General features: G+C 48.4%; 20 protein-coding genes and 1 tRNA gene. 16 read left to right on the top strand and 5 right to left on the bottom strand.

Going from position 1 to position 21,636, the window contains the following annotated elements:
- Window positions 1-90: 90 nt before the first annotated feature.
- Entirely contained in the window at window positions 91-2,994 is a 2,904-nt protein-coding gene (locus tag Q1Y74_RS01760; protein ID WP_300811985.1) for a M16 family metallopeptidase, read from the top strand.
- Between the two features lie 319 nt (window positions 2,995-3,313).
- Here the strand turns inward: Q1Y74_RS01760 and Q1Y74_RS01755 are convergent, their stop codons facing one another.
- Entirely contained in the window at window positions 3,314-3,955 is a 642-nt protein-coding gene (locus Q1Y74_RS01755) for a trimeric intracellular cation channel family protein (RefSeq protein WP_300811984.1), read from the bottom strand.
- Window positions 3,956-4,205: 250 nt separating this feature from the next.
- On the opposite strand from Q1Y74_RS01755, the gene Q1Y74_RS01750 reads away from it, so the two are divergent.
- On the top strand, window positions 4,206-5,300 hold the full coding sequence (locus tag Q1Y74_RS01750; RefSeq protein WP_300811983.1) for a UDP-N-acetyl glucosamine 2-epimerase: 1,095 nt from the start codon (window positions 4,206-4,208) through the stop codon (window positions 5,298-5,300).
- 198 nt (window positions 5,301-5,498) lie between these two features.
- Here the strand turns inward: Q1Y74_RS01750 and Q1Y74_RS01745 are convergent, their stop codons facing one another.
- Window positions 5,499-6,104, bottom strand: coding sequence for a porin family protein (locus Q1Y74_RS01745; protein ID WP_300811981.1), 606 nt, complete (start codon window positions 6,102-6,104; stop codon window positions 5,499-5,501).
- A 239-nt stretch (window positions 6,105-6,343) separates the two neighbouring features.
- On the opposite strand from Q1Y74_RS01745, the gene Q1Y74_RS01740 reads away from it, so the two are divergent.
- From Q1Y74_RS01740 to Q1Y74_RS01725, 4 genes are all read left to right on the top strand, one after another.
- A complete protein-coding gene (locus Q1Y74_RS01740) occupies window positions 6,344-7,495 on the top strand; it encodes a glycerate kinase (protein ID WP_300811980.1) in 1,152 nt (383 codons plus the stop codon).
- Between the two features lie 246 nt (window positions 7,496-7,741).
- On the top strand, window positions 7,742-8,227 hold the full coding sequence (locus tag Q1Y74_RS01735) for a sigma-70 family RNA polymerase sigma factor (protein WP_300811979.1): 486 nt from the start codon (window positions 7,742-7,744) through the stop codon (window positions 8,225-8,227).
- A 7-nt stretch (window positions 8,228-8,234) separates the two neighbouring features.
- Window positions 8,235-8,861 (top strand): hypothetical protein, encoded by a 627-nt coding sequence (locus Q1Y74_RS01730; RefSeq protein WP_300811978.1) that lies wholly within the window; start codon window positions 8,235-8,237, stop codon window positions 8,859-8,861.
- Window positions 8,849-10,024 (top strand): metallophosphoesterase, encoded by a 1,176-nt coding sequence (locus Q1Y74_RS01725; protein WP_300811977.1) that lies wholly within the window; start codon window positions 8,849-8,851, stop codon window positions 10,022-10,024. The genes Q1Y74_RS01730 and Q1Y74_RS01725 overlap by 13 nt, the downstream gene beginning before the upstream one ends.
- A 448-nt stretch (window positions 10,025-10,472) precedes the next feature.
- Here the strand turns inward: Q1Y74_RS01725 and Q1Y74_RS01720 are convergent.
- Window positions 10,473-10,548 (bottom strand) — tRNA-Thr (locus Q1Y74_RS01720).
- Between the two features lie 311 nt (window positions 10,549-10,859).
- On the opposite strand from Q1Y74_RS01720, the gene Q1Y74_RS01715 reads away from it, so the two are divergent.
- From Q1Y74_RS01715 to Q1Y74_RS01690, 6 genes are read left to right on the top strand one after another with little or no spacing between them, the layout of a single operon-like run.
- Window positions 10,860-11,420 carry a DUF4199 domain-containing protein gene (locus tag Q1Y74_RS01715; protein ID WP_300811976.1) on the top strand — a complete coding sequence of 187 codons (561 nt, stop codon included), beginning with the start codon at window positions 10,860-10,862 and terminating at the stop codon, window positions 11,418-11,420.
- A gap of 47 nt (window positions 11,421-11,467) precedes the next feature.
- Window positions 11,468-12,421 (top strand): glycosyltransferase family 2 protein, encoded by a 954-nt coding sequence (locus tag Q1Y74_RS01710; RefSeq protein ID WP_300811975.1) that lies wholly within the window; start codon window positions 11,468-11,470, stop codon window positions 12,419-12,421.
- A gap of 2 nt (window positions 12,422-12,423) precedes the next feature.
- Entirely contained in the window at window positions 12,424-12,909 is a 486-nt protein-coding gene (locus Q1Y74_RS01705) for a DUF6452 family protein (RefSeq protein WP_300811974.1), read from the top strand.
- On the top strand, window positions 12,878-13,660 hold the full coding sequence (locus Q1Y74_RS01700; protein ID WP_300811973.1) for a DUF6048 family protein: 783 nt from the start codon (window positions 12,878-12,880) through the stop codon (window positions 13,658-13,660). The genes Q1Y74_RS01705 and Q1Y74_RS01700 overlap by 32 nt, the downstream gene beginning before the upstream one ends.
- Window positions 13,661-13,664: 4 nt before the next feature.
- A complete protein-coding gene (locus Q1Y74_RS01695) occupies window positions 13,665-14,252 on the top strand; it encodes a manganese efflux pump MntP family protein (RefSeq protein WP_300811972.1) in 588 nt (195 codons plus the stop codon).
- Window positions 14,245-15,267, top strand: a complete 1,023-nt coding sequence (locus Q1Y74_RS01690) for an FAD:protein FMN transferase (RefSeq protein ID WP_300811971.1) — start codon at window positions 14,245-14,247, stop codon at window positions 15,265-15,267. The genes Q1Y74_RS01695 and Q1Y74_RS01690 overlap by 8 nt, the downstream gene beginning before the upstream one ends.
- Before the next feature lie 198 nt (window positions 15,268-15,465).
- Here Q1Y74_RS01690 and Q1Y74_RS01685 read toward each other — a convergent pair whose 3' ends face one another.
- Together Q1Y74_RS01685 and Q1Y74_RS01680 are read right to left on the bottom strand one after the other, a co-directional pair.
- Window positions 15,466-15,834 carry a DMT family protein gene (locus Q1Y74_RS01685; RefSeq protein WP_300811969.1) on the bottom strand — a complete coding sequence of 123 codons (369 nt, stop codon included), beginning with the start codon at window positions 15,832-15,834 and terminating at the stop codon, window positions 15,466-15,468.
- Between the two features lie 104 nt (window positions 15,835-15,938).
- Entirely contained in the window at window positions 15,939-16,742 is an 804-nt protein-coding gene (locus Q1Y74_RS01680) for an ATP-binding protein (protein WP_300811968.1), read from the bottom strand.
- A gap of 135 nt (window positions 16,743-16,877) precedes the next feature.
- Here Q1Y74_RS01680 and Q1Y74_RS01675 point away from each other — a divergent pair, with 135 nt between their 5' ends.
- The 4 genes from Q1Y74_RS01675 to Q1Y74_RS01660 all read left to right on the top strand — a co-directional run bounded on the left by Q1Y74_RS01675 (window position 16,878) and on the right by Q1Y74_RS01660 (window position 20,952).
- Window positions 16,878-18,308 (top strand): tetratricopeptide repeat protein, encoded by a 1,431-nt coding sequence (locus tag Q1Y74_RS01675; RefSeq protein ID WP_300812011.1) that lies wholly within the window; start codon window positions 16,878-16,880, stop codon window positions 18,306-18,308.
- Between the two features lie 8 nt (window positions 18,309-18,316).
- Entirely contained in the window at window positions 18,317-18,784 is a 468-nt protein-coding gene (locus Q1Y74_RS01670) for an NfeD family protein (protein ID WP_300811967.1), read from the top strand.
- Window positions 18,785-18,859: 75 nt separating this feature from the next.
- Window positions 18,860-19,861 (top strand): flotillin-like protein FloA, encoded by a 1,002-nt coding sequence (gene floA, locus Q1Y74_RS01665; protein WP_300811966.1) that lies wholly within the window; start codon window positions 18,860-18,862, stop codon window positions 19,859-19,861.
- Window positions 19,862-20,073: 212 nt separating this feature from the next.
- Window positions 20,074-20,952, top strand: a complete 879-nt coding sequence (locus Q1Y74_RS01660; protein WP_300811965.1) for a nucleoside phosphorylase — start codon at window positions 20,074-20,076, stop codon at window positions 20,950-20,952.
- Window positions 20,953-21,636: the final 684 nt, after the last annotated feature.

Here is a 21,636-nt window from a genome sequence, read left to right as displayed (position 1 = left end):
TTTTCCGAAATTATCGTAGCCGTTCTGTGATTTTTTCATAGCTTTGCCCACAAACTAAGAAAACACTATTTTTATAAAAACACATTTATTATGAGACTACTCAATTTAAAGTCAATCGTTCTGCTGGCTCTTGTGTTCCTGGCATTACCCGCCTCGGCACAAGGCCTGAAAGCATTCAAGCTGAAGAACGGCCTTTCCGTATATATATGGGAAGACAACAGTAAATCGGACGTGTTTGGCATCGTGGCATGCCGCACAGGTTCGGTCAACGACCCTGCCGAATATACCGGCCTGGCCCATTATCTGGAGCACGTCATGTTTAAGGGAACGGACAAAATCGGAGCCTTGGACTGGGAAAAAGAAAAACCCATCTATGAACAGATTATCGCCAAGTATGACGAAATGGCCGAAGAAGCTGACCCCCTCAAAAAAGAAGCCATCGGAAAGGAAATCAACGACCTGACCATCGAAGCGGGAAAAATCAGCGTATCCAACGAATTCATGAATCTGATAGAAAGCATGGGAGGAAAGGGACTGAACGCAGGAACCAGCTACGACGTCACTTTCTACCACAACTCGTTTCCTCCATACCAAATCAACAAATGGCTGGAAATTTACTCGCAACGTATGATTAACCCCGTCTTCCGCACTTTCCAGACAGAGTTGGAGAGCGTGTACGAAGAATACAACATGTATCAGGACGACCCAAACAGCGTACAAAACGAATTCATCTCCAGCAAGGCGTTTGAAGGACACCCTTACGCACGCCCCATCATCGGCCTGCCCGAGCACCTGAAGAACCCGCGTCTGAGCAAGCTGATTGAATTCTACAACAACTGGTACACGCCCGAAAACATGGTACTCATCCTGGTTGGCAACGTCAACGCCCAACAGGTGAGCGGACGTATCAACGCCACCTTCGGACGCCTGCCCAAACGCCCCACCCCCGAACGCAAGACTTACCCCGACCTCGACATAAAAGGCCGCAAGCAATATACTGCGAAGGTAGGCTACTACCCCATGGTCTGCCTGGCCTACAAGGGAGTACCCTCGGGACATCCTGACGAGAAGCCGCTTGAGATAGCCATGTCGCTGCTGCACAACAACAGCAACACCGGCACACTGGACAAGCTGACCCTGGACGGTGAACTGACCAGCTGCGGTGCCAGCACCGACTTCCGCCGCGAACAGGGACGTAACATGGTGTATGCCATCCCTCTCTACGACGAGAACCAGCGCCGCTTCGAATCGAACAAAAGTGCCGAAAAGAAAGCTTTGGAAGCCATCGAAAAGATTGCCAACGGCGAATTTGAGAACTGGCAGATTGATGCCATCAAGACCAACATGTGCCGTGACTACGACCTGATGATGGAATCGAACACCAACAAGGCCATGATTCTGATGGATGCCTTCGTCAACGAAGAAGATCTGGGCAAAGTGCTCAACTACAAGGACGAAATCATGGCCATCACCATCGACGACATCAAGCGGGTGGCCAAACAATACCTGACGGACAACTATCTGGCCATCTATATAGAAAAAGGGAAACTGGACAAAGATGCTAAAATCAAGAAACCGGGATATAAGCCCATCGAGCCGCCCGTAGGCAAGCAGTCACTCTATGCCATGCAGTTCAAGAACCTGCCCATCGGCCAGGTAGAAGAGAAGTTCATCAACTTTGCCGACGTACAGACCAAGCAGCTGAATGACCGCTCCAAAATGTATTATTCCACCAACCCCGAAAACAACGTATTCAGCCTTACCTTGAGATACGGCGTGGGTGAACGCGAGTTCCCTAAGCTGGGCATCGCCGCACAGCTGATGAATGACGCAGGCGTCATGGGCGCCTACGAACCCCAGCAACTGAAGGAGGAACTGAGCAAGCTGAACGCAACCTGCAGCGTGAGCGCCAGCGACAATTACCTTTACATCACCATGGAAGGCTATGAAGAAACCTTGCCGCAAGCCTGCCAGCTGCTGTCGCGCCAGATACTGATGCCGCAGTTGGACGAAAAGCAGCTGGCACGTATCAAGGGGTCGCTTTTGGGCGCACGCCAGCAGCGCAAAGACAATGTAAACACCCTGTCCAACGCCCTCATGCAATACATGGTCTACCAGGACAAGTCAAGCTACATAGACGAACTGACAGACAAGGAAATCTATGAACTGTCCATCTCCGAACTGACCGGCGACATTAACCGCGCCGCTAACTACGAAGCCGAAATCTTCTATTGCGGCACCATGCCCTTCGACAACGCCTACACCATTTTGAGCCAGAACCTGCCGCTTGTAGCCAACGAAAAGCCGTCCACTTCGCCTCAAGACAAGCCTCTGGCACCCGTTACGGAGAATACCGTCTATTTCCTGCCCAACTCGGATGCCGAACAGGCTCAAATCTGGTTCTTCATGCCCATAGGCAATTATGACAAGAAGGACGACGTGCTTCGCGATGCCTTCAACCAATACTTCTCGGGCGGATTCAACGGACTGGTGATGAACGAAATCCGCGAAAAGCGTTCCATGGCCTACTCCGCAGGAGCCTACATCGGAACTCCGGCCCTGCCCGGCAACCCGACCTATCTGTTCGGCAACATCGGTACGCAAAACGACAAGGCCAACGATGCGCTGGACGTATTCATGGGACTGGTAACGGATATGCCTAAAAACGCCGAGCGCATAGACAACATCAAGAGTTACATGCGGCAAGAGGCGCTGACCACTCACCCGTCCTTCCGCAACAAGGCGGAAACGATTGACGCCCTTGAACGCATCGGCTATACGGATGACCCAGCCAAGGAGAACCTGCCCAAGATTGATGCACTTACCTTCGACGACATCGTGAAGTTCTACGAAGAGAACATCAAAGGCAAACCCTACTGCATAGGCATCATGGGTAACCCCAAAGACATCGACGTGAAAAAGCTGGAAAAGTACGGCAAAGTCGTAAGAGTGAACGAACGCAAGCTGTTCAACACGAAAGACACGTTGTTCTAATCCAAGGGGAGGATGCCCCAGACATCCCAACCTAATTCAGGCACGGATTGACACGGAGTAAGCCCTATGGAACTCCATGTAATTCCGTGCCTGAACTATTTTCAGAAGGCTGCAATACCCCACCAGACCGTGCAAGCATTCACCGCGAGCCATGCAAGCATTCACCGCGGGCCATGCAAGCATCCACCGCGGGCCGTGCAAGCATCCACCGAACGGACTGCAAACGTCCACCGCCACCAGACACAACAAACGCGAATAGCGCGACAAGAAGTCCCCGCTATCCGCGTCCGTAAATCTCTATCCTATCATATACTCGGCGTCAGTCCTGCCGCCCTTCCTTTGCCTCTTCACTGCCGGCACCCGAAAGAATGGGCAGACAGATTTTGTACTTCACCGCCAGGATGCGGGCCAGGAAGACCGACATGCCTCCTGTCAGCTGACATACGTAGGCCTCCATCCCCAGCAGGTTGCAAAGCCAATAGACTGTACCGCCCACCACACAGGCCACCGCATAGATTTCCTTGCGGAAAATGAGCGGAATCTCGTTGATGAACACGTCGCGAAAGACACCGCCCGCCGCTCCGGTAATGCTACCCATAATGATAGCCACCCAAAACGGATAACCCAACGCAACACTCTTTTCCACACCAACCACAGTAAACAAAGCCAGGCCGATGCTGTCGAAGATGAAAAACGTGTTGTTCAGGTGAATCAGATGCTTTCCGAACAAAATTACCCACAACAAAGCCAAACCGGTACATATCAGATAAATGGGGTCCGTCATCCAGCCCGGAGTGACATCGAGCAACAAATCACGCACGGTACCACCTCCGATGGCCGTCACGAAACCCACAACATATGCCCCAAACCAGTCAAAGCGCTTGGCCGAAGCCAGACGGATACCACTGATGGCAAAGGCGAAGGTGCCCACAAAATCAAGTATTTGAACGAATGTTGGCATAAGAATTTGAGTTTTAAGTTTTTGAGTTCTTGAGTTTTTGAGTTTCTGAGTTTTTAAGCTCTTTAGTTATTGAGTTTTTTAGTTCTTTAGTTTTTGTGTTTATGGGCTCATAAGTCTGTGCCTTACTTCAACTTAAAAACTTAAAAACTCAAAAACTCAGGAGCACAAAAACATTTTTATCAGCAAAGTAACAAATAATTTCCCTAAGAAAACGTATTTTTGTCTCATCATTTTTCATTTCTGACCAAACATGAAAATAACTATTGTAGCGGGTGCACGTCCCAATTTCATGAAAATTGCCCCACTCTGCCGCGCCATTGACGCAGCCAAAGAACGTGGAAAAAATCTGTCTTACCGAGTTGTCTATACCGGACTGCAGAATGACAACAGTCTGGAAGCCTCCCTCTTCTCGGATCTGGCCATGAGAAAACCCGATGCTTATCTGGGAGTGAGCGGACACAACCACTCCGAAGTGGCCGCCGCCATCATGCTGGCCTTTGAAAAAGAGCTGGATGCACACCCTGCGCAGATAATACTGGTTGTGGATGACCTGACTGCCACCATGAGTTGCTCCATCGTGGCCAAGAAACGGGGACTGAAAGTGGCACACGTCATTGCAGGTACACGCTCGTTTGACATGAACATGCCACGCGAAGTGAACCGCACCATCGTAGATGCCATCTCCGACTACCTGTTCACGGCGGGCATGGTAGCCAACCGCAACCTGAATCAGGAAGGCATGATACCCGACTACATCCACTATGTGGGCAATATTCTGATAGACACCATCCGCTTCAACCGCCACCGCTTCCTGCAACCCGTATGGTTCTCTACCATGGGACTGAAAAAAGGCAACTACCTGCTTCTCACTCTCAACCGCCACGATCTTTTGGAAAAGAAAGCTGTACTGCACTCGCTGGTTCAGACCGTACTGGAAAAAGCGAATGGGATGCCTGTCGTGGCGCCGTTGCATCCATACGTAGAAAAAGCCATCAAGGCACTGGAGTTTGAAGCCCCCAACCTGCACATCCTGCCGCCGCAAAGCTACCTGCACTTTGGTTTTCTGATTAATCAGGCCAAAGGCATTGTGACAGATTCGGGCAATATTGCGGAAGAGGCCACCTTCCTCGACGTTCCCTGCATCACCCTGAACACCTACGCCGAACATCCCGAAACATGGCGCATCGGCACCAACGAGCTGGTAGGTGAAAACCTGTTCGCACTCTCCGCCTCACTGGATAAATTACTGCACGGCGAATGGAAACATGCCACACTACCCGACCGTTGGGACGGACGGACAGCTGAACGCATCGTACAGACTTTGATTACAGGAGAGAAACTTTAAAAAAAACCTTAAAAAATAGAGACTGTCTCAAATTAAATTTGGGACAGTCTCTGTAAAACACAGTATTCAAAAGTAGAACCCCTCACGGGCTATAAATTATTTCAGTCCGTTTCTCATCGTCGATAAGGTTCGAACTACAAATCATAATTTGGTAAAAGAGAAGAAAGGCAAGCTTCTCCTTTCTTACACCATACCCAATTAGAATTTATAACCTACAGACAAAGCAATTGTAGTGTTTTTGGGTGCTCCGTCACCATCATACATTTTTGTAAGACCGAACAAGCCATCAAGTCCTACAAACATCTTTCCAAATTCAAGAGCTGCACCAACTCCTAAACCAAAGTCAAAGCGTTTTGCACCGTCATCACCAAAGATGTCATATTCCTCTTCCTGCGATACACCTTCATAAGAATAAGAATCTTTGCTCTTGCCACCAATACCAAATGCGAAATAAGGGCCAGCCTTTACAACGACCTTCATATTATCCGAAATATTAAATCCGGCAGCGGCCATAACCGGCAACTGAAGATACATCGGATTCATAGAACTTTCAACACTTGCTCCCTCCTCTGAATAATCAGCCTTTGCACCTTTCGTAATGAATTGCAGAGAAGGACGGATAGACCACATGTCATCAATGGCATATTCCATACCTACACCAACTTGATAACCAAACTTCATCTTTGAATCTTCGATGTTACTCAAATTACTCATGTTAACACCTGCTTGTACATTCCAAGAAATCTGGGCAAAAGTAACTGTTGATACCATTGCCAACAATACTACTAAAAATAACTTTTTCATAACGTTTGTATTTTGATTATTACAGTGACAAAAATAGAGTCTTTTTAAGACAAATTAAAACGTTATTTTACCATAAACCCACTAAAATGGACGTTTTAAGAACTATTCGGTTAAAAAATATGATTATCAGAATAAAATTAACCCACAAATCAGGTTCACATTTCTACAATAAACGTCCTATCAAAACAAAATACTATCTTTGTCCATATCATTATAACCACTACACACCAAGATAGAAAATGAAAAAAATAGTTCTAGCCATCGATTCCTATAAAGGATGCCTCAGTTCCAGAGAAGCAGAAGAGGCTGCAGCACAAGGTATCCGTCGGATCTTTCCCTTCTGTGAAACTGTCTGCCTGCCCGTAGCGGATGGCGGAGAAGGAATGTTGGATGCGCTGGTCTCGGCCACAGAAGGCCGATATATTCCAATCCGGGCCCATAATCCGATTATGGAAATCATTGATACCAGATACGGGATTGCTGCGGATGAAAAAACAGCATTCATCGAAATGGCAGCCGTCAGCGGGTTGCCCCTCCTCCCGCCTGAAAAACGTAACCCACTGCTGACTACCAGCTATGGCACCGGCGAACTGATACGGGATGCACTTGAAAAAGGATGCACCCGCTTCATCATAGGACTGGGGGGTAGTGCCACCAACGATGCAGGCATGGGAATGCTGCAAGCCTTAGGATTCCGCTTTTTCAGCAAAAATAAAATGGAATTAGGCTTGGATACGGCCATCAACGGCAAAATGATGAAAAATATAGACTTCATCGATACTTCATCCGCACTTCCATCGCTATTTTCTGCTCATTTTACAGGTGCGTGTGATGTACACAATCCATTCTTTGGGTCCAATGGTGCAGCATACGTATTTGCCCCTCAGAAAGGGGCAACCCCAGCCATGACAGAAGAACTGGACAATGGATTAAGACATCTCTCGATGACCATATTGAAATGTACAGGTAAAAGTATCTCCCATCTACCGGGAAGCGGTGCAGCAGGAGGCATGGGTGGAGGAATGATGGCATTCTTGAACAGCGAACTAAAATCAGGTTTCGGCCTGATAGCTGAAATGCTCAATTTTGAAGAACAAATCAAAGATGCAGACTTCATATTCACAGGAGAAGGAAAATCTGACAGACAAACCCTTATGGGGAAAACAGCTTACGGTATTTTAGCAAAGGCTCGGCGACAACAGATTCCAGTAATTTTACTCTCCGGCAGCATAGAAGATACCGAAGAGTTGAACCAAGCAGGATTTCACGCTGTTTTTTCTACAACACCCTTTCCTATCTCTTTGGAACAAGCCGTGAATCGGGAAAATGCCTGCACTAACATACGACGGACAGCCGAACAAATATGCAGAATCATCAACATTCGACAGTAATGTTTGTTCTGTATCAAGTACAGCCTTTCCCAATAAGCCCCATCTCCTATCAACAGGCATTAATCATGCACTTTTATCAAGTATAAATAAAAAAATAAAATAAGCTCATTACTTTGTGATTTTTTTGGTAACATTGCAACAGATTATTTTAAAAGAAAAAATGATTTTTATTGAGAGGGTGAGCAAAAAATACTACCCTGCAATCATACAGAGCCTAACTGGCAAATGTTGGAAAAGACGAGTAGCATGGAAAATTTAGAACAGGAATTCGTATCTGTCATACGGGAATATGAACGGATCATATACAAAGTATGCTATCTGTACACCACTCCCCATGCTACCTTGAACGACTTGTATCAGGAAGCAGTTATCAATCTGTGGAAGGCTTTTCCCAAGTTCCGCGGCGAGTGCAAGATATCCACCTGGATTTACCGCATCGTACTGAATACCTGCATCAGCTTCATACGAAAAGAAAAGAACATCCCGGAGTTCGTCACCCTGACCTGTGAAGCCGACCGCGCGGACGAAGCGGACGCCACCCAAGCCATGCTGCGCAAGCTCTACCGCCTCATCAACCGCTTGGGACAACTGGAGAAATCCATCATCCTGCTCTACCTGGAGGAGAAAAGCTATGAAGAGATTGCCGAAATCACCGGACTGACGGTGACCAACGTGGCCACCAAACTCAGCCGCACCAAAGAGAAACTAAGGAAAATGAACGTAGAAGACTGACAAAAATATGGAACTGGACGAATTGAAAAAGTCGTGGAACGCCTTGGAAGAACACCTTCAAAAAGGAGCGGTGACCGACGAGAAGCAGATAAAGCGGCTTATAGCCGCCTACAAGACCAACACCCGCAAGAGCATGGGGCGTCTGGCCAACCTGCAGCGCATTTCACTGCTGACCGGAGTCGTCGTGCTGATTGCACTCGTGCTCGCAGGCCTGCTCCTGCCCACCTTTATCGAGAGCGACAGGCTGCAAAAGAAAATGTCGGTATTGCTCATCTTCATCGGAGCCAGCATCCTGGTCGGCTTCTGGTGGGACTGGAGAATCTGCCGACGGATACATCAAATCCGCATAGACGAAATGCCCATTGTGGAAGTGAGCCGCCGCATGACAGCCATCCGGCAATGTTTCAAATACGAAATCATAGCCATCTGCATCTGGGCTGTGGCATTCTACGTCCTGGACTACTGGGCTATGGACTACTACCTGGCGTCCGCCGCCAGGCAGGCCACCATCATCGCCCTGTTTCTGGGTATCGGCGCCGTATTCATCTACCTGCTCTACAAGAGATTCATCTACAGACATCTGGAAAACATCAAAAAAAATATTGAAGAACTGAAAGATATATGTACCGAATAATATACTCCCTGCTGCTGTTCATCCTCATCCCGGATATATACATCTACTTCGTACACATCATACAACGAACGAAGAACAAGCTCATCCGCTTTACCTATTGGGTTCCCACCATCCTGCTGTTCGCCGGATACGGTTTTTTCATCGGATTGAGCGGAAACAACGTCCTGTCCGACCATTCACACAGCATCGGCTGCCTGGCCGTGGCCACCCTGCTGTTTGCCGCCCCAAAAATACTGTTCATGATTTGCTCGCTGGCAGGCGTCATCGTCCACCTGATTATCCGCCGCTGCCCGCGTGCGCCTTTCAACCTGGTAGGGATGATGGTGGCAACGGTCAGCTTCTTCAACATTCTCTACGGTGCCCTAGTGGGTATCACCCGTTTTGAGGTGAAACAAGTGGAATACTCCTCCGCCCACCTTCCCGAAGGATTCAACGGCTACCGAATTGTCCAAATTTCCGATCTGCATCTCGGCAGTTGGAAAGAGAAACCCGAAGTTATCGCCAAACTGGTGGAACTGATAAACCGGCAGCAGGCCGACCTCATTGTCTTCACAGGCGACCTGGTAAACCAAAGGGCCGATGAACTGGACGGCTTCATGGAAGCACTCTCCCACTTGCACGCACCGGACGGCGTCTACTCCATCCTAGGCAACCACGACTATGGCACCTACTACCACTGGAAAAGCCTGAAGGACGAAATCTACAACATCGACCATTTGGTCAGGAAACAGGAGGAAATGGGCTGGAAACTGCTGAACAACGAACACGACATTCTGCACCACAACGGCGACAGCATCGCCCTGATAGGCGTGGAAAACGACGGCGAACCGCCCTTTTCGCAATTCGCCGACTTGAGACGTGCCATGAAGGGCACAGACAACATGTTCCGCGTCCTGCTCAGCCACAACCCGACACACTGGAGACGCGAGGTATTGCCAGAATCTGACATAGAACTAACTCTGTCCGGCCATACTCACGCCATGCAAATGGAACTGTTCGGTCACTCATTGGCAGCTCTTAAATACCCTGAATGGTCAGGAATGTATTACGAAGGAGAACGGGCGCTTTATGTCAACATAGGCATCGGGTACGTAGGATTGCCATTTCGCCTCGGAGCTTGGCCTGAAATCACTGTATTAACTCTACACAGTTCTTACAAATAGCTATCAAACGAATACAAGTAACAGCCGACAGAGCTTATTTTACCGTCAAATAGTTATACATCCCCAATGATATTAAAAAAAATGTAACTGATAAGGGCGCACCTAAGATTTACGGAGGAACGGATATCCCCGGCTGGCGGCATTGGCGTATCAAGAAAAAACTTCGGTATGCGCGCATACGTTTTTCCGGCAAGTCAATGCTTGATGAAATAGAAGGCATCTGCTCAGAGTGTGGTAGTACAACCACCAAGCACTAGGAACTTCATGCATTATATTATTACCAACAACATTCGTTACACGGGTTAAAAAGTCACACAAATCAAAAGAACAAACAAAAAAACAAACAGAAAAATTCAACCGTTTACGTTGCGACCCCTCAATTAGCATACACATGCCGAACACAAAAAAAGCAGGAAAGAAATCCGTAAGAATCTTCCTGCTTATCTTGAGCCTCTTGTCGGATTCGAACCAACGACCCCCCGAGATTACAAATCACGTGCTCTGGCCAACTGAGCTAAAGAGGCGGGTGGGTAAGCTTACTATATCGCGCCGCTACAACCAACTACCTTTGCTGCGATCAAGCCCTGGAGGATTCGAAGGGAGCTGGCCGTATAGGACTTACCCGTTTTTGCGGATGCAAAGGTAGGTATTATTTTTAATTTCGCAATAGAATCACAAAAGTTTTTTCAACTTTAACAAGAATACAAGGCTTTACATCTAATATTTTTATACCTTTGCGGCATTATTTTTCAGAAAGGCCGTCTGCCGCCTGCCTCCAATAAGGCCATATAGGTAGACCTCCTTTCGATTATTTACTTTCTTTAGAAGCAACGCAATGGCAGACAATAGAGGTTACATGCAGCGCTATGCAATGCTGCTCGGTACATACATGGGTGTATTTTGGATTATGAAATTTGCATTCTTTCCCTTGGGGCTGAATACACCTTTCCTGTTTCTGCTGTTTTTAGGCTTGACTCTCTGCGTACCATTCATGGGCTATTACTACGTCAAGATGTTCCGCGACCGCATCTGTGGAGGAAGCATCAGTTTCTTGCGTGCTTGGGCATTCACTGTGCTGGTTTATCTGTTCGCTGCCATGCTCACCGCCATAGCTCATTACATTTATTTCCGCTTCATTGACCAGGGTTTTATCATCAGCACCTATCAAACCATGCTGGCCAACGTACGCGCCAGCGACTTACCAGGTGTCGAAACCTATCTTGAACAATTGAGTGAAGCCATAGACCTGATGGGGGCACTCACTCCGACAGATATAACCATTCAACTTTTGTCGCAGAACGTATTCTACGGTTCACTACTGGCTATACCCACCGCCCTGTTTGTCATGAGGCGACGAAATGAAGGAGTTGCCGGACAGACAGAGAGTAAAGAATAAGAAGAACGGATAGAATAAAAGGATATATCAAAAAACATAGCATACACATGGACATATCAGTAGTTGTACCTTTATATAATGAGGAAGAATCTCTTCCGGAACTGTACGCTTGGATAGAGCGAGTGATGAAAGCCAATGGCTTCACTTACGAAGTAATCTTTGTCAATGATGGAAGCACCGACCGTTCGTGGCAGATTATTGAGCAACTGCACGCAAAATCCAACCAAGTTAAGGGTATTAAATTCCGCCGCAACTACGGCAAATCACCAGCTCTCTACTGCGGATTTGAGCAGGCGCAAGGAGATGTAGTCATCACCATGGACGCAGACCTGCAGGACAGTCCCGATGAGATTCCTGAACTCTACCGCATGATTACCGAAGAGGGCTACGACCTTGTCTCGGGTTGGAAAAAGAAACGCTACGACCCCCTTTCAAAGACTCTGCCCACCAAACTCTTCAACGCCACTGCCCGCAAAGTATCAGGCATCAAGAACCTGCACGACTTCAATTGCGGTCTGAAAGCTTACCGTCGGGAGGTGGTAAAAAACATCGAGGTTTACGGCGAAATGCACCGCTATATCCCCTACTTAGCCAAGAACGCCGGCTTTAAGAAGATTGGTGAAAAGGTAGTTCACCACCAGGCCCGTAAGTTCGGCAAGACCAAGTTTGGAGGTTGGAACCGATTCTTTAATGGATATCTGGACCTCATCTCACTCTGGTTCCTGTCCACCTTTGGCGTTAAGCCTATGCATTTTTTTGGCCTGCTGGGTTCATTGATGTTCGTATTCGGTTTCATCGCAGTACTCATCGTAGGCATCAGCAAATTATACTACATGCACAATGGAATGCCCTATCGTCTGGTGACAGAATCTCCATATTTCTATCTGTCACTCACCTCGATGATTATCGGCACCCAACTGTTCGTAGCAGGTTTTCTGGGTGAACTGATTTCGCGCAATTCCACCGAACGCAACAAGTATCAAATAGAGAAAACAATTTAATTATGAAACAGCTCATCAGACTTCTAATGCTGGCCACTGTTCTCCTGCCCACCATCCACGCAGTAACATCGTGTTCCGAAGAAGCCGACTGCACCTTGGCCGGCCGTGCCATGCTGAACTGCAACCTGTTCACCGTCGACCCAGAGAGCGGAAACGTACTGAAGGACACGCTGGCATCGCTCACCGTAACCGCTTTCGCTACCGACTCCGTCATCATCAATAACCAGACCGAGGTGAAGAATCTCAGCCTGCCCCTGCGCTATACAGTGGACTCCACCGTACTGGTTTTCCACTATCCCGAAGGCAATGAAGATACAATCATCTTGCGCCACACCAATACTCCCTATTTCCTTTCAATGGATTGCGGATACCAGATGAAGCAGGCGATTACGGGTTGCACCTATACCCGACACACGCTCGACTCCATATACATTTCGAACCCAGAAGCAGACATCTATGGCACGGAGAATCTCAAACTGTTCTATTAGTCTGCTGCTCTGTTGCCTGCTTTCTTTGCCTGCGTTCGGGCAGAGCATTCAATCGTCTGCCAATCGGGCCAATTCGCCCGAACAAAAAAAGGAAAAGAAAGAGCCAAAGAAGCTGGAACCCACCGAGATGGAATATCCGCTTTATAACGGAGTATCAGTCGGTGTGGATTTGTGGGGCGTGGGAAGCAAACTGTTGGGAGGCGAAAACCTAAGTGCAGAAGTATGCGTGAACGTCAATCTCTACAACCGCTTCTTGCCCACAGCAGAAATAGGATATGCACAGAGTAATGCCGACGGCGACATCGGCACCCGATACAAGACCCAAGCTCCCTACTTTCGCATCGGTTTGGATTACAACGCCCTCTACAAGCGCAAACATGGACACATGATAACTGTCGGTCTGCGCTACGGAGTTACCAATTTCAAGTACGACATAGAAGCCATCGGTCTGGACGATCCCATCTATGGCGGTACTGTGGGCAATCCCAACCTGGAAGACGACATCTGGGGAGGCAGCCTGCCCTATAACCAGCCGGGTATGAAAGGCTCCATGAAGTGGATTGAGGTCTGCACAGGCCTCAGAGCGCGCATCACTCCCAGCCTTTACATGGGTTGGGCCATACGCTTCAAATACAAGTTGTCTGCCACCACGGGCCAATACGGTGATCCGTGGTACGTGCCCGGTTACGGCAAGTATGGTTCCAGTACTATCGGCGTAACTTATACGATAACCTATAAACTCCCCTTCTGACATTATGACAGGACTTGAAATCTGGCTTCTGGCCGTAGGACTGGCTATGGATTGCTTCGCTATCTCCATTGCTAGTGGCATTCTGCTCAGGCGGGCTCTTTTGCGTCCCATGCTGACCATGGCCTTTTTCTTCGGACTCTTCCAGGCTTTGATGCCTCTAATCGGCTGGGGCTGCGCCAGCACCTTCAGTCACCTCATCGAGAATATAGACCATTGGATAGCCTTTGCCATCTTGGCCTTCTTGGGCGGGCGCATGGTGCGAGAATCATTTAAGGAAGCCGACTGTAGGCAAGACTTCGACCCGACTCGCCTGCGTGTAGTCTTAGTGCTGGCCGTAGCTACCAGCATCGATGCTCTGGCCGTGGGTGTATCTTTCGCCTTCTTAGGCATGAAGAATTGGCAGACTATTCTTTCTCCCGTAGGCATCATAGGCTTTGTTTCATTTGTCCTGTCCATGGCCGGATTGGGACTTGGCATCCGCTTCGGATGTGGCTTCGCCCGACGGTTGAAAGCAGAACGCTGGGGAGGTGTCATTCTAATACTTATTGGTACAAAGATACTCATCGAACATCTAATACAACATTATGGATAAAAAAAAAGTACAACGTAATTTCCTCTGGGTGGCCCTTCTGTTGCTGGCCACAGTCTGGATATTGGCGCACCACAACCAACCGGCTCCCTATCAGGCCGATCACGGACGTATCTTCGGCACTCTCTACAACATCACCTATCAACACCCTGAAAATTTGCAGGACGAGATAGACCGCGAACTGGCGCGTCTGGATGGTTCGCTTTCGCCATTCAACGATACTTCCGTCATCAGCCGTATCAACCGCGGCGAAGACATCAAAGTCGATAGTTTCTTCACCCGTGTTTTCCGCCGCAGTATGGAAGTATCAGAGGAGACCCACGGCGCTTTCGACATCACTGTGGCACCTCTGGTCAATGCCTGGGGATTCGGATTCCGCCAAGGTACCTTCCCCGATTCGTCTACTGTGGACAGTTTGCTACTCATCACTGGCTATCACAAGGTTACGCTTACCCCAGACGGTAAAATCATCAAACAAGATCCGCAACTCATGCTTACCTGCAGCGCCGTAGCCAAGGGCTATGCCGTAGACGCCATAGCTGCCTTGCTCGCCCGCAAAGGAGTGAAGAACTACATGGTAGACATAGGAGGCGAAGTGGTGGTTAAAGGTCAAAATCCACGAGGAGAACGCTGGCGTATAGGTATCAATAAGCCTGTAGACGACTCACTGGCCCTCAACCAAGAATTACAAACAGTGCTCAGCATCACTGACGCAGGTATAGCAACCTCGGGCAACTACCGCAACTACTACTATCGGGACGGAAAGAAGTATGCACACACCATTGACCCGCAAACCGGTTACCCCGTACAGCACAGCATCCTCTCGGCCACCGTTGTGGCCGCCGACTGTATGAGCGCCGATGCCTACGCAACCGCCTTCATGGTGATGGGGATGGAAAGCGCCCAGGCATTTGTCGAAGCACGCCCAGACCTGGACGCCTACTTCATATACGCAGATTCGACAGGCCGCTATCAAACCTACATGACATCTGGTATGAAACAGTATGCCGCAAAGTAGAGCGACCCTTTCCCATTAAAAAAAACGTACAACGAGTATTTACCAGACCACACAAAAGGCTCTCAACTGCATCATTAGTTGTTTTTTAGTAAGCCCAAACCGGCTGACACATATTTCACAGATTGCTCATCACGATAGCGCTGCGAAATATGTATCAGCCGTTTCGTTTTAGATGAATCAATTCGAAAAAGGCGATTGTCACTTGTAAAACACAAAGTAAACAGCCAAGACGAGGCAAACGAAGGCAGCAAAGTGATTCCAGTGCAAGGCCTCACCTTTAAAAAATACTGTGGTGAAAAGAGTAAAGACAATGAGAGTAACGGCCTCTTGAATGACCTTAAGTTGCATCAGGGAAAAAGGGCCTCCATTCTCCACAAATCCAATGCGGTTGGCAGGTACTTGAAAGGAATACTCGGCCAAAGCAATGGCCCAAGAAAAGAGAATAACGGCGTAAAGAGGCCAATTTGAGATGACTTTCATTTCCTGAAGCTTGAGATGGCCGTACCAGGCAAATGTCATAAAGATGTTGGAGATAACAAGTAACAGGATAGTGTAGAATGCTTTCATCAGTTTTGAGTTTATAAGTTTGAGTTTTTATTTTTTTAAGTTGGCATGTGAGCAATCCCTTAAGGCATGACATGTGTTCTTGTCAATGAATTTTAAGTTATTGATTATCCGTCCGCATCCTTTCTCTCTTTGGCATAGGGGCCAGGGGTAGAGCCTAAGTCCGGTTCTCTTTCGGCCGGCAGCAACTCCTGCTGCACATTGCTCATACTTCCCCAGAGACTATACCGGGCTTCAGGGTTCATTTGTTCCAGAAGTTCCATTACTTCCTTCATGTCTGCACGGTGGGAGGAGTGTTCATAGGGACAAATCTTCACCTGCTTCTTGTAGCCCCGTATGTGAGCCAACTCACGAAGATCCGCCTCGTGTACCAGACATAGGGGACGAATAATAGTCATATCAAACTTTCTCATCACCAAGCGGGGAGGCATGGTAGAAAAAGCTCCTTGAAAAGTAAGATTCATTAGCAAGGTTGCCAGAATATCATCCATGTGATGCCCTAAGGCAATCTTATTGCAGCCCAACTGCTGAGCAACAGTGAAAAGAGCCTTACGCCGGTTCCAAGAACAAAGAAAGCAAGGCGACTTGCGGGTGTCGGAAACAGGGTCAAAAGAGGTTTCGACCTGCATAAAAGGAACGCCACAAGACGTTGCATATTCTCGCAAATAGTCCTCATCACTATGATATGAGATGTTCTTCATCACGACATGGACAGCATGAAGCGTGAAACGAGGCTTATAAATACGGGCACGACGCGCCAATAGCTCCAATAAAGCCAAGGAATCCTTCCCGCCTGAAAGGGCTACAAGAATGTGGTCTCCGTCCTCTATCAGTCCGTAGTCCACAATGCCCTTCATGAGTCTCTTCTCAATGCGGCGCATCAGCTGTTGTTCTTCCGTAGATACTGCCATAATGTTCTGTTTTGCGGCCGCAAAAGTAATGCAAAAGAATGAATTGAGGAAGAAAAGCACCTCTGAAGCGCAATAATATGCGATAAATTCGTATCTTTGGAGGCAAATGACCAAGACTATCCACGTATGAAAGTGATTACGAAACAGATATACCTTATTATCCTAACCTTGATGACAAGCGTTACCGCCATTGGACAAACCCTGACCCAAGCACGCAAATGGTATGACGAAGGACGGTACGACCAAGCCAAACCCGTTTTCAAGAAATTCATTAAACAACAACCTGCCAATGGAAACTACTGCCTGTGGTATGGTGTGTGCTGCCTGAAAACAGGAGAGCCAGCAGCAGCAGTGAAACCCTTGGAAACAGCTGTAAAAAAACGCATCCCCAGCGGACAACTCTATTTGGCACAAGCTTATCACAATGTCTACCGATTCGACGATGCAGTCAAAGTGTATGAAGAATACATTGCCGAACTGATACGGCGCAAACGCCCCACTGACGAAGCCGAGACTCTGCTGGCCAAAAGCAAACAGGCACAAAGGCTGCTGAAAGGAGTAGAAGAAGTATGTATAGTGGACAGCATAGTGGTGGACAAGAAAAATTTCCTAAGTGCCTACCGAAACGGCCCAGAATCAGGACACATATTCATGTACAATGCTTATTTTAAGGACGAGACAGAGCAAGAAAGCACTGTGTTTGAAACCGAACTGCGAAACCGTATCTATTATGCTAAAATTCAAGGAGACACCACCTATAACATTCTGTCCCGCAGCAAAATGGCTGACGGATGGAGTAAAGAGAGCCCATTGCCAGGAGCGGTAAACGAGGGTGTCAATGCCAACTACCCTTATGTGATGAGCGATGGAATCACTGTGTACTATGCAGGCGATGGACCAGGTTCGCTCGGTGGATATGATATTTTTGTAACACGTTATAATACATCCAACGATACCTATCTGAACCCTGAAAATGTAGGTATGCCATTCAATTCACCCTTTAACGACTACATGTACGTAGTAGACGAATATAACAATTTGGGCTGGTTTGCTTCAGACCGCTATCAACCAGAAGGAAAAGTGTGCATATACACCTTTGTTCCCAATGCATCCAAGCGGGTGTACGATTACGAGCATACCGAGAAGGATAAGCTCATACGTCTGGCAAGCCTGCACTCAATCCGTGAAAGCTGGACAGACAACAATACCGTGGCTGACGCCCGACAAAGATTGCGATTGTTGAGCACCGAAAAGTCAGTTGAGAAAAAGGAACATGACTTTGAGTTTATCATAGATGATCAAACCATTTATTATCACTTGACAGATTTCCATTCGGCAGAAGCTAAAGAAACATTCAACGTCTATCGCCGTTTGGAAAGGAATTTCAAACAGACCGGAAATAAGCTTAAGAATCAACGGAATGCATACATGCGTGCAACAGATGCTGATAAAAAACGAATGACCCCGGGCATTTTGGATTTGGAAAAGCGTATGGAACAACTATCCGCCGAACTGAAACAAACTGCCATAAAGGTACGGAATCTGGAAAAGGCCAACCTCAAATAGCCCCAATCATGGATATACTTATTATCACCCTCCTCATTATTGCTGGTGCCATTCTGTTTCTAGTGGAACTCTTTGTCATACCTGGCATCAGCATTGCCGGCATCCTGGCAGGCGGCTGTATCGTCTATGCCAATTACTATGCCTTCACCCATCTGGGCCTTACAGGTGGATTCGTCACACTGGCTGTCTCGGCAGTGACCTGCATAGGCTCACTGGTGTGGTTCATGCGTTCCAAAACCCTGGACCGCCTCTCACTAAAAACAGACATCAAGAGCACGGTCGACCGCACAGCCGAACGCCACGTCAAGGTGGGTGACACAGGCATCACCAGAACACGTCTGGCCTTGGTGGGACAAGCTGAAATAGCGGGGAATCTGGTAGAGGTAACTTCTGCCGACGGTTTCCTGGACGAAAAGACCCCCGTCGTGGTCAGCCGCATTGTCAACGGTACTGTCTTCGTCCAGCGCAACAAGTAACTATCGTATGCCCCTGTTGTCACACGGCTAACCAACTCAGAAATTTATAATCTCAAAAATTTAAAATCTCAAACCATGGACACAAGTTCTCTCTATCTGACCGGTTTCCTCGTTGTGGGAGGTATCATCTTTCTGGTGCTCTTCTTCCACTACGTACCCTTCTTCCTCTGGCTCTCGGCCAAAGTGTCGGGCGTCAACATCTCGTTGGTGCAACTCTTTCTGATGCGAATCCGCAATGTGCCACCATATGTAATTGTACCTGGACTCATAGAAGCCCACAAAGCAGGGTTGAGCAATATCACCCGCGACGGTCTGGAAGCCCACTACCTGGCGGGCGGACACGTGGAAAAAGTAGTACACGCTCTGGTATCAGCAGCCAAAGCCAACATTGACCTTTCTTTCCAGATGGCCACCGCCATCGACTTGGCAGGACGCGATGTATTTGAAGCCGTACAAATGTCTGTCAACCCCAAGGTGATTGATACCCCGCCCGTGACTGCCGTGGCCAAGGATGGCATCCAGCTCATTGCCAAGGCGCGTGTCACGGTACGTGCCAATATCCGCCAACTGGTAGGTGGCGCTGGCGAAGACACAGTGCTGGCACGCGTAGGCGAAGGAATCGTCTCCTCCATCGGCTCCAGCGAAAGTCACAAGTCGGTGCTTGAGAATCCAGACTCCATCTCCAAGCTCGTACTTCGCAAGGGGCTTGACGCCGGTACGGCCTTCGAAATCCTCTCCATCGACATTGCCGACATCGACATAGGCAAAAACATCGGTGCCGCCCTCCAGATGGATCAGGCCAACGCCGACAAGAACATTGCCCAGGCAAAGGCCGAAGAGCGCCGCGCCATGGCCGTGGCCAGCGAGCAGGAAATGAAAGCCAAGGCACAGGAAGCCCGCGCCAAAGTAATAGAGGCCGAAGCCGAAGTACCCAAAGCCATGGCTGAAGCTTTTCGCAACGGCAATCTGGGCATTATGGACTATTACCGCATGAAAAACATCGAGGCCGACACCACCATGCGCGAGACCATCGCTCGTCCCGCCACGGGCGGAAGCAACACGCCGCTGAATAAGTGATTACACCGAAATATAAGCCAGGAGTTAAGAAGTCAGCAATTAAGCGGACACAACGATTGAAGGCATACGACTTTCATCAGTTAGGGCATATATTGAATATCCCTTACCCCAAGTGTCTGCTTAACGACTGGACATCTTAACTCCTTAACTTCCACTTATCAATCGGCTAACTAGCCAGACATCATTCACTAATCTCCAAAACCAGTCCCATTATGAAAAAACAAATTCCTTCATCCGAGCTCATCATCAACGAAGACGGCTCTATCTTCCACCTGCATGTGAAACCCGAATGGCTGGCCGACAAGGTTATCCTTGTGGGCGACCCTGGTCGTGTGTCGCTCGTAGCCTCCCACTTCGAGAACAGAGAATACGAGGTTGAAAGCCGCGAATTCCGTACCGTGACAGGTACCTACCAGGGTAAGCGCATCACTGTAACATCAACCGGCATCGGATGTGACAACATAGACATCGTGATGAACGAGCTTGACGCCTTAGCCAACATAGATTTCCAGACTCGCGAAGTTAAGCCCCAACTCCGGCAACTTCAGGTAGTACGCATCGGCACTTGTGGTGGTCTTCAGCCCTATACACCCGTGGGAACGTTCATCTGCTCTGCCAAATCCATCGGCTTCGACGGCCTGCTCAACTTCTATGCAGGACGTAACGCCGTGTGCGACCTTAGCATGGAACGTGCCTTCCTCAACCACATGGGATGGACGGGCAACCTCTGCGCCCCTGCTCCATACGTCATCGATGCTGATACCGAGCTGGTGGAACGCATTGCCGGCACTGATATGGTAAGAGGCGTCACCATAGCTGCCGGAGGCTTCTTTGGCCCGCAGGGACGCGAACTCCGCATCCCACTGGCAGACCCACACCAGAACGAAAAGATAGAGCGTTTTGAGTATCAAGGCTTACGCATCACAAACTTTGAAATGGAGAGTTCAGCCCTCGCCGGCCTCTGCCGCCTACTTGGACACAAGGCAACCACCGTTTGTATGGTTATAGCCAACCGTCTGGCACACGAAGCCAACACGGGTTACAAGAATACCATCGACACGCTCATCAAGACCGTCCTCGACCGCATCTGAATTTCCTCTGACAGACACCTAACCATTACCATACAGGCACGGAGTACACCCAATCCATCCCAGGACGTTGCGTGAATCCGTGCCTCCCATGAGCCCCCGACCCAAGCTGTCGGTATTCAGGCTTTTACATCTCACCTCCAAACCAGTTCCTTGCCAGCAAGGGCACAGGCAGTCCCTCCAGACTCTTACAGAAGGATATCACCCTACTGATAATCAACGCTTAGAAAATACAAGCATCCACCATATTCCGTGCAAGTGTCCAGCGTGAACCATGCAAGCCTCCACCGAACAGAATGCAAGTGTTCACCAGAGATGCGACCTGCACCTCAGGAATTACTTCGCACAAAAGTGTTCAGATTAGCCCGGTAATTGTAAAGGCAGACATACAGGTTCAGATAGGCCGTCAGGGCTAACACCAGGCGAGCAATCTGAGGGGTGCAGAAATATGGAGAATTTCATTGATCAAACACAAACAATTCATCTGCCATCCCCGGACTTAAGCGATGTGAAAGCAAGGACATCCGAAAGTCCGAGTGGCTCCTGCCGTTATGATGAAACGACCTATAAGTAATCGCCAAACTACTTATAACCTGAGTTTTGGATAAGAAATATGCTTGAAAATTAGTTAGAATGCTCTATTATATGTATCTTTATAGTGTGAAAATCAAAACGATAGCATATAAT

The sequence above is a fragment of the uncultured Bacteroides sp. genome, assembly GCF_949298305.1.
GTDB lineage: Bacteria > Bacteroidota > Bacteroidia > Bacteroidales > Bacteroidaceae > Bacteroides.
This window is presented reverse-complemented; position numbering and strand designations above follow the sequence as displayed.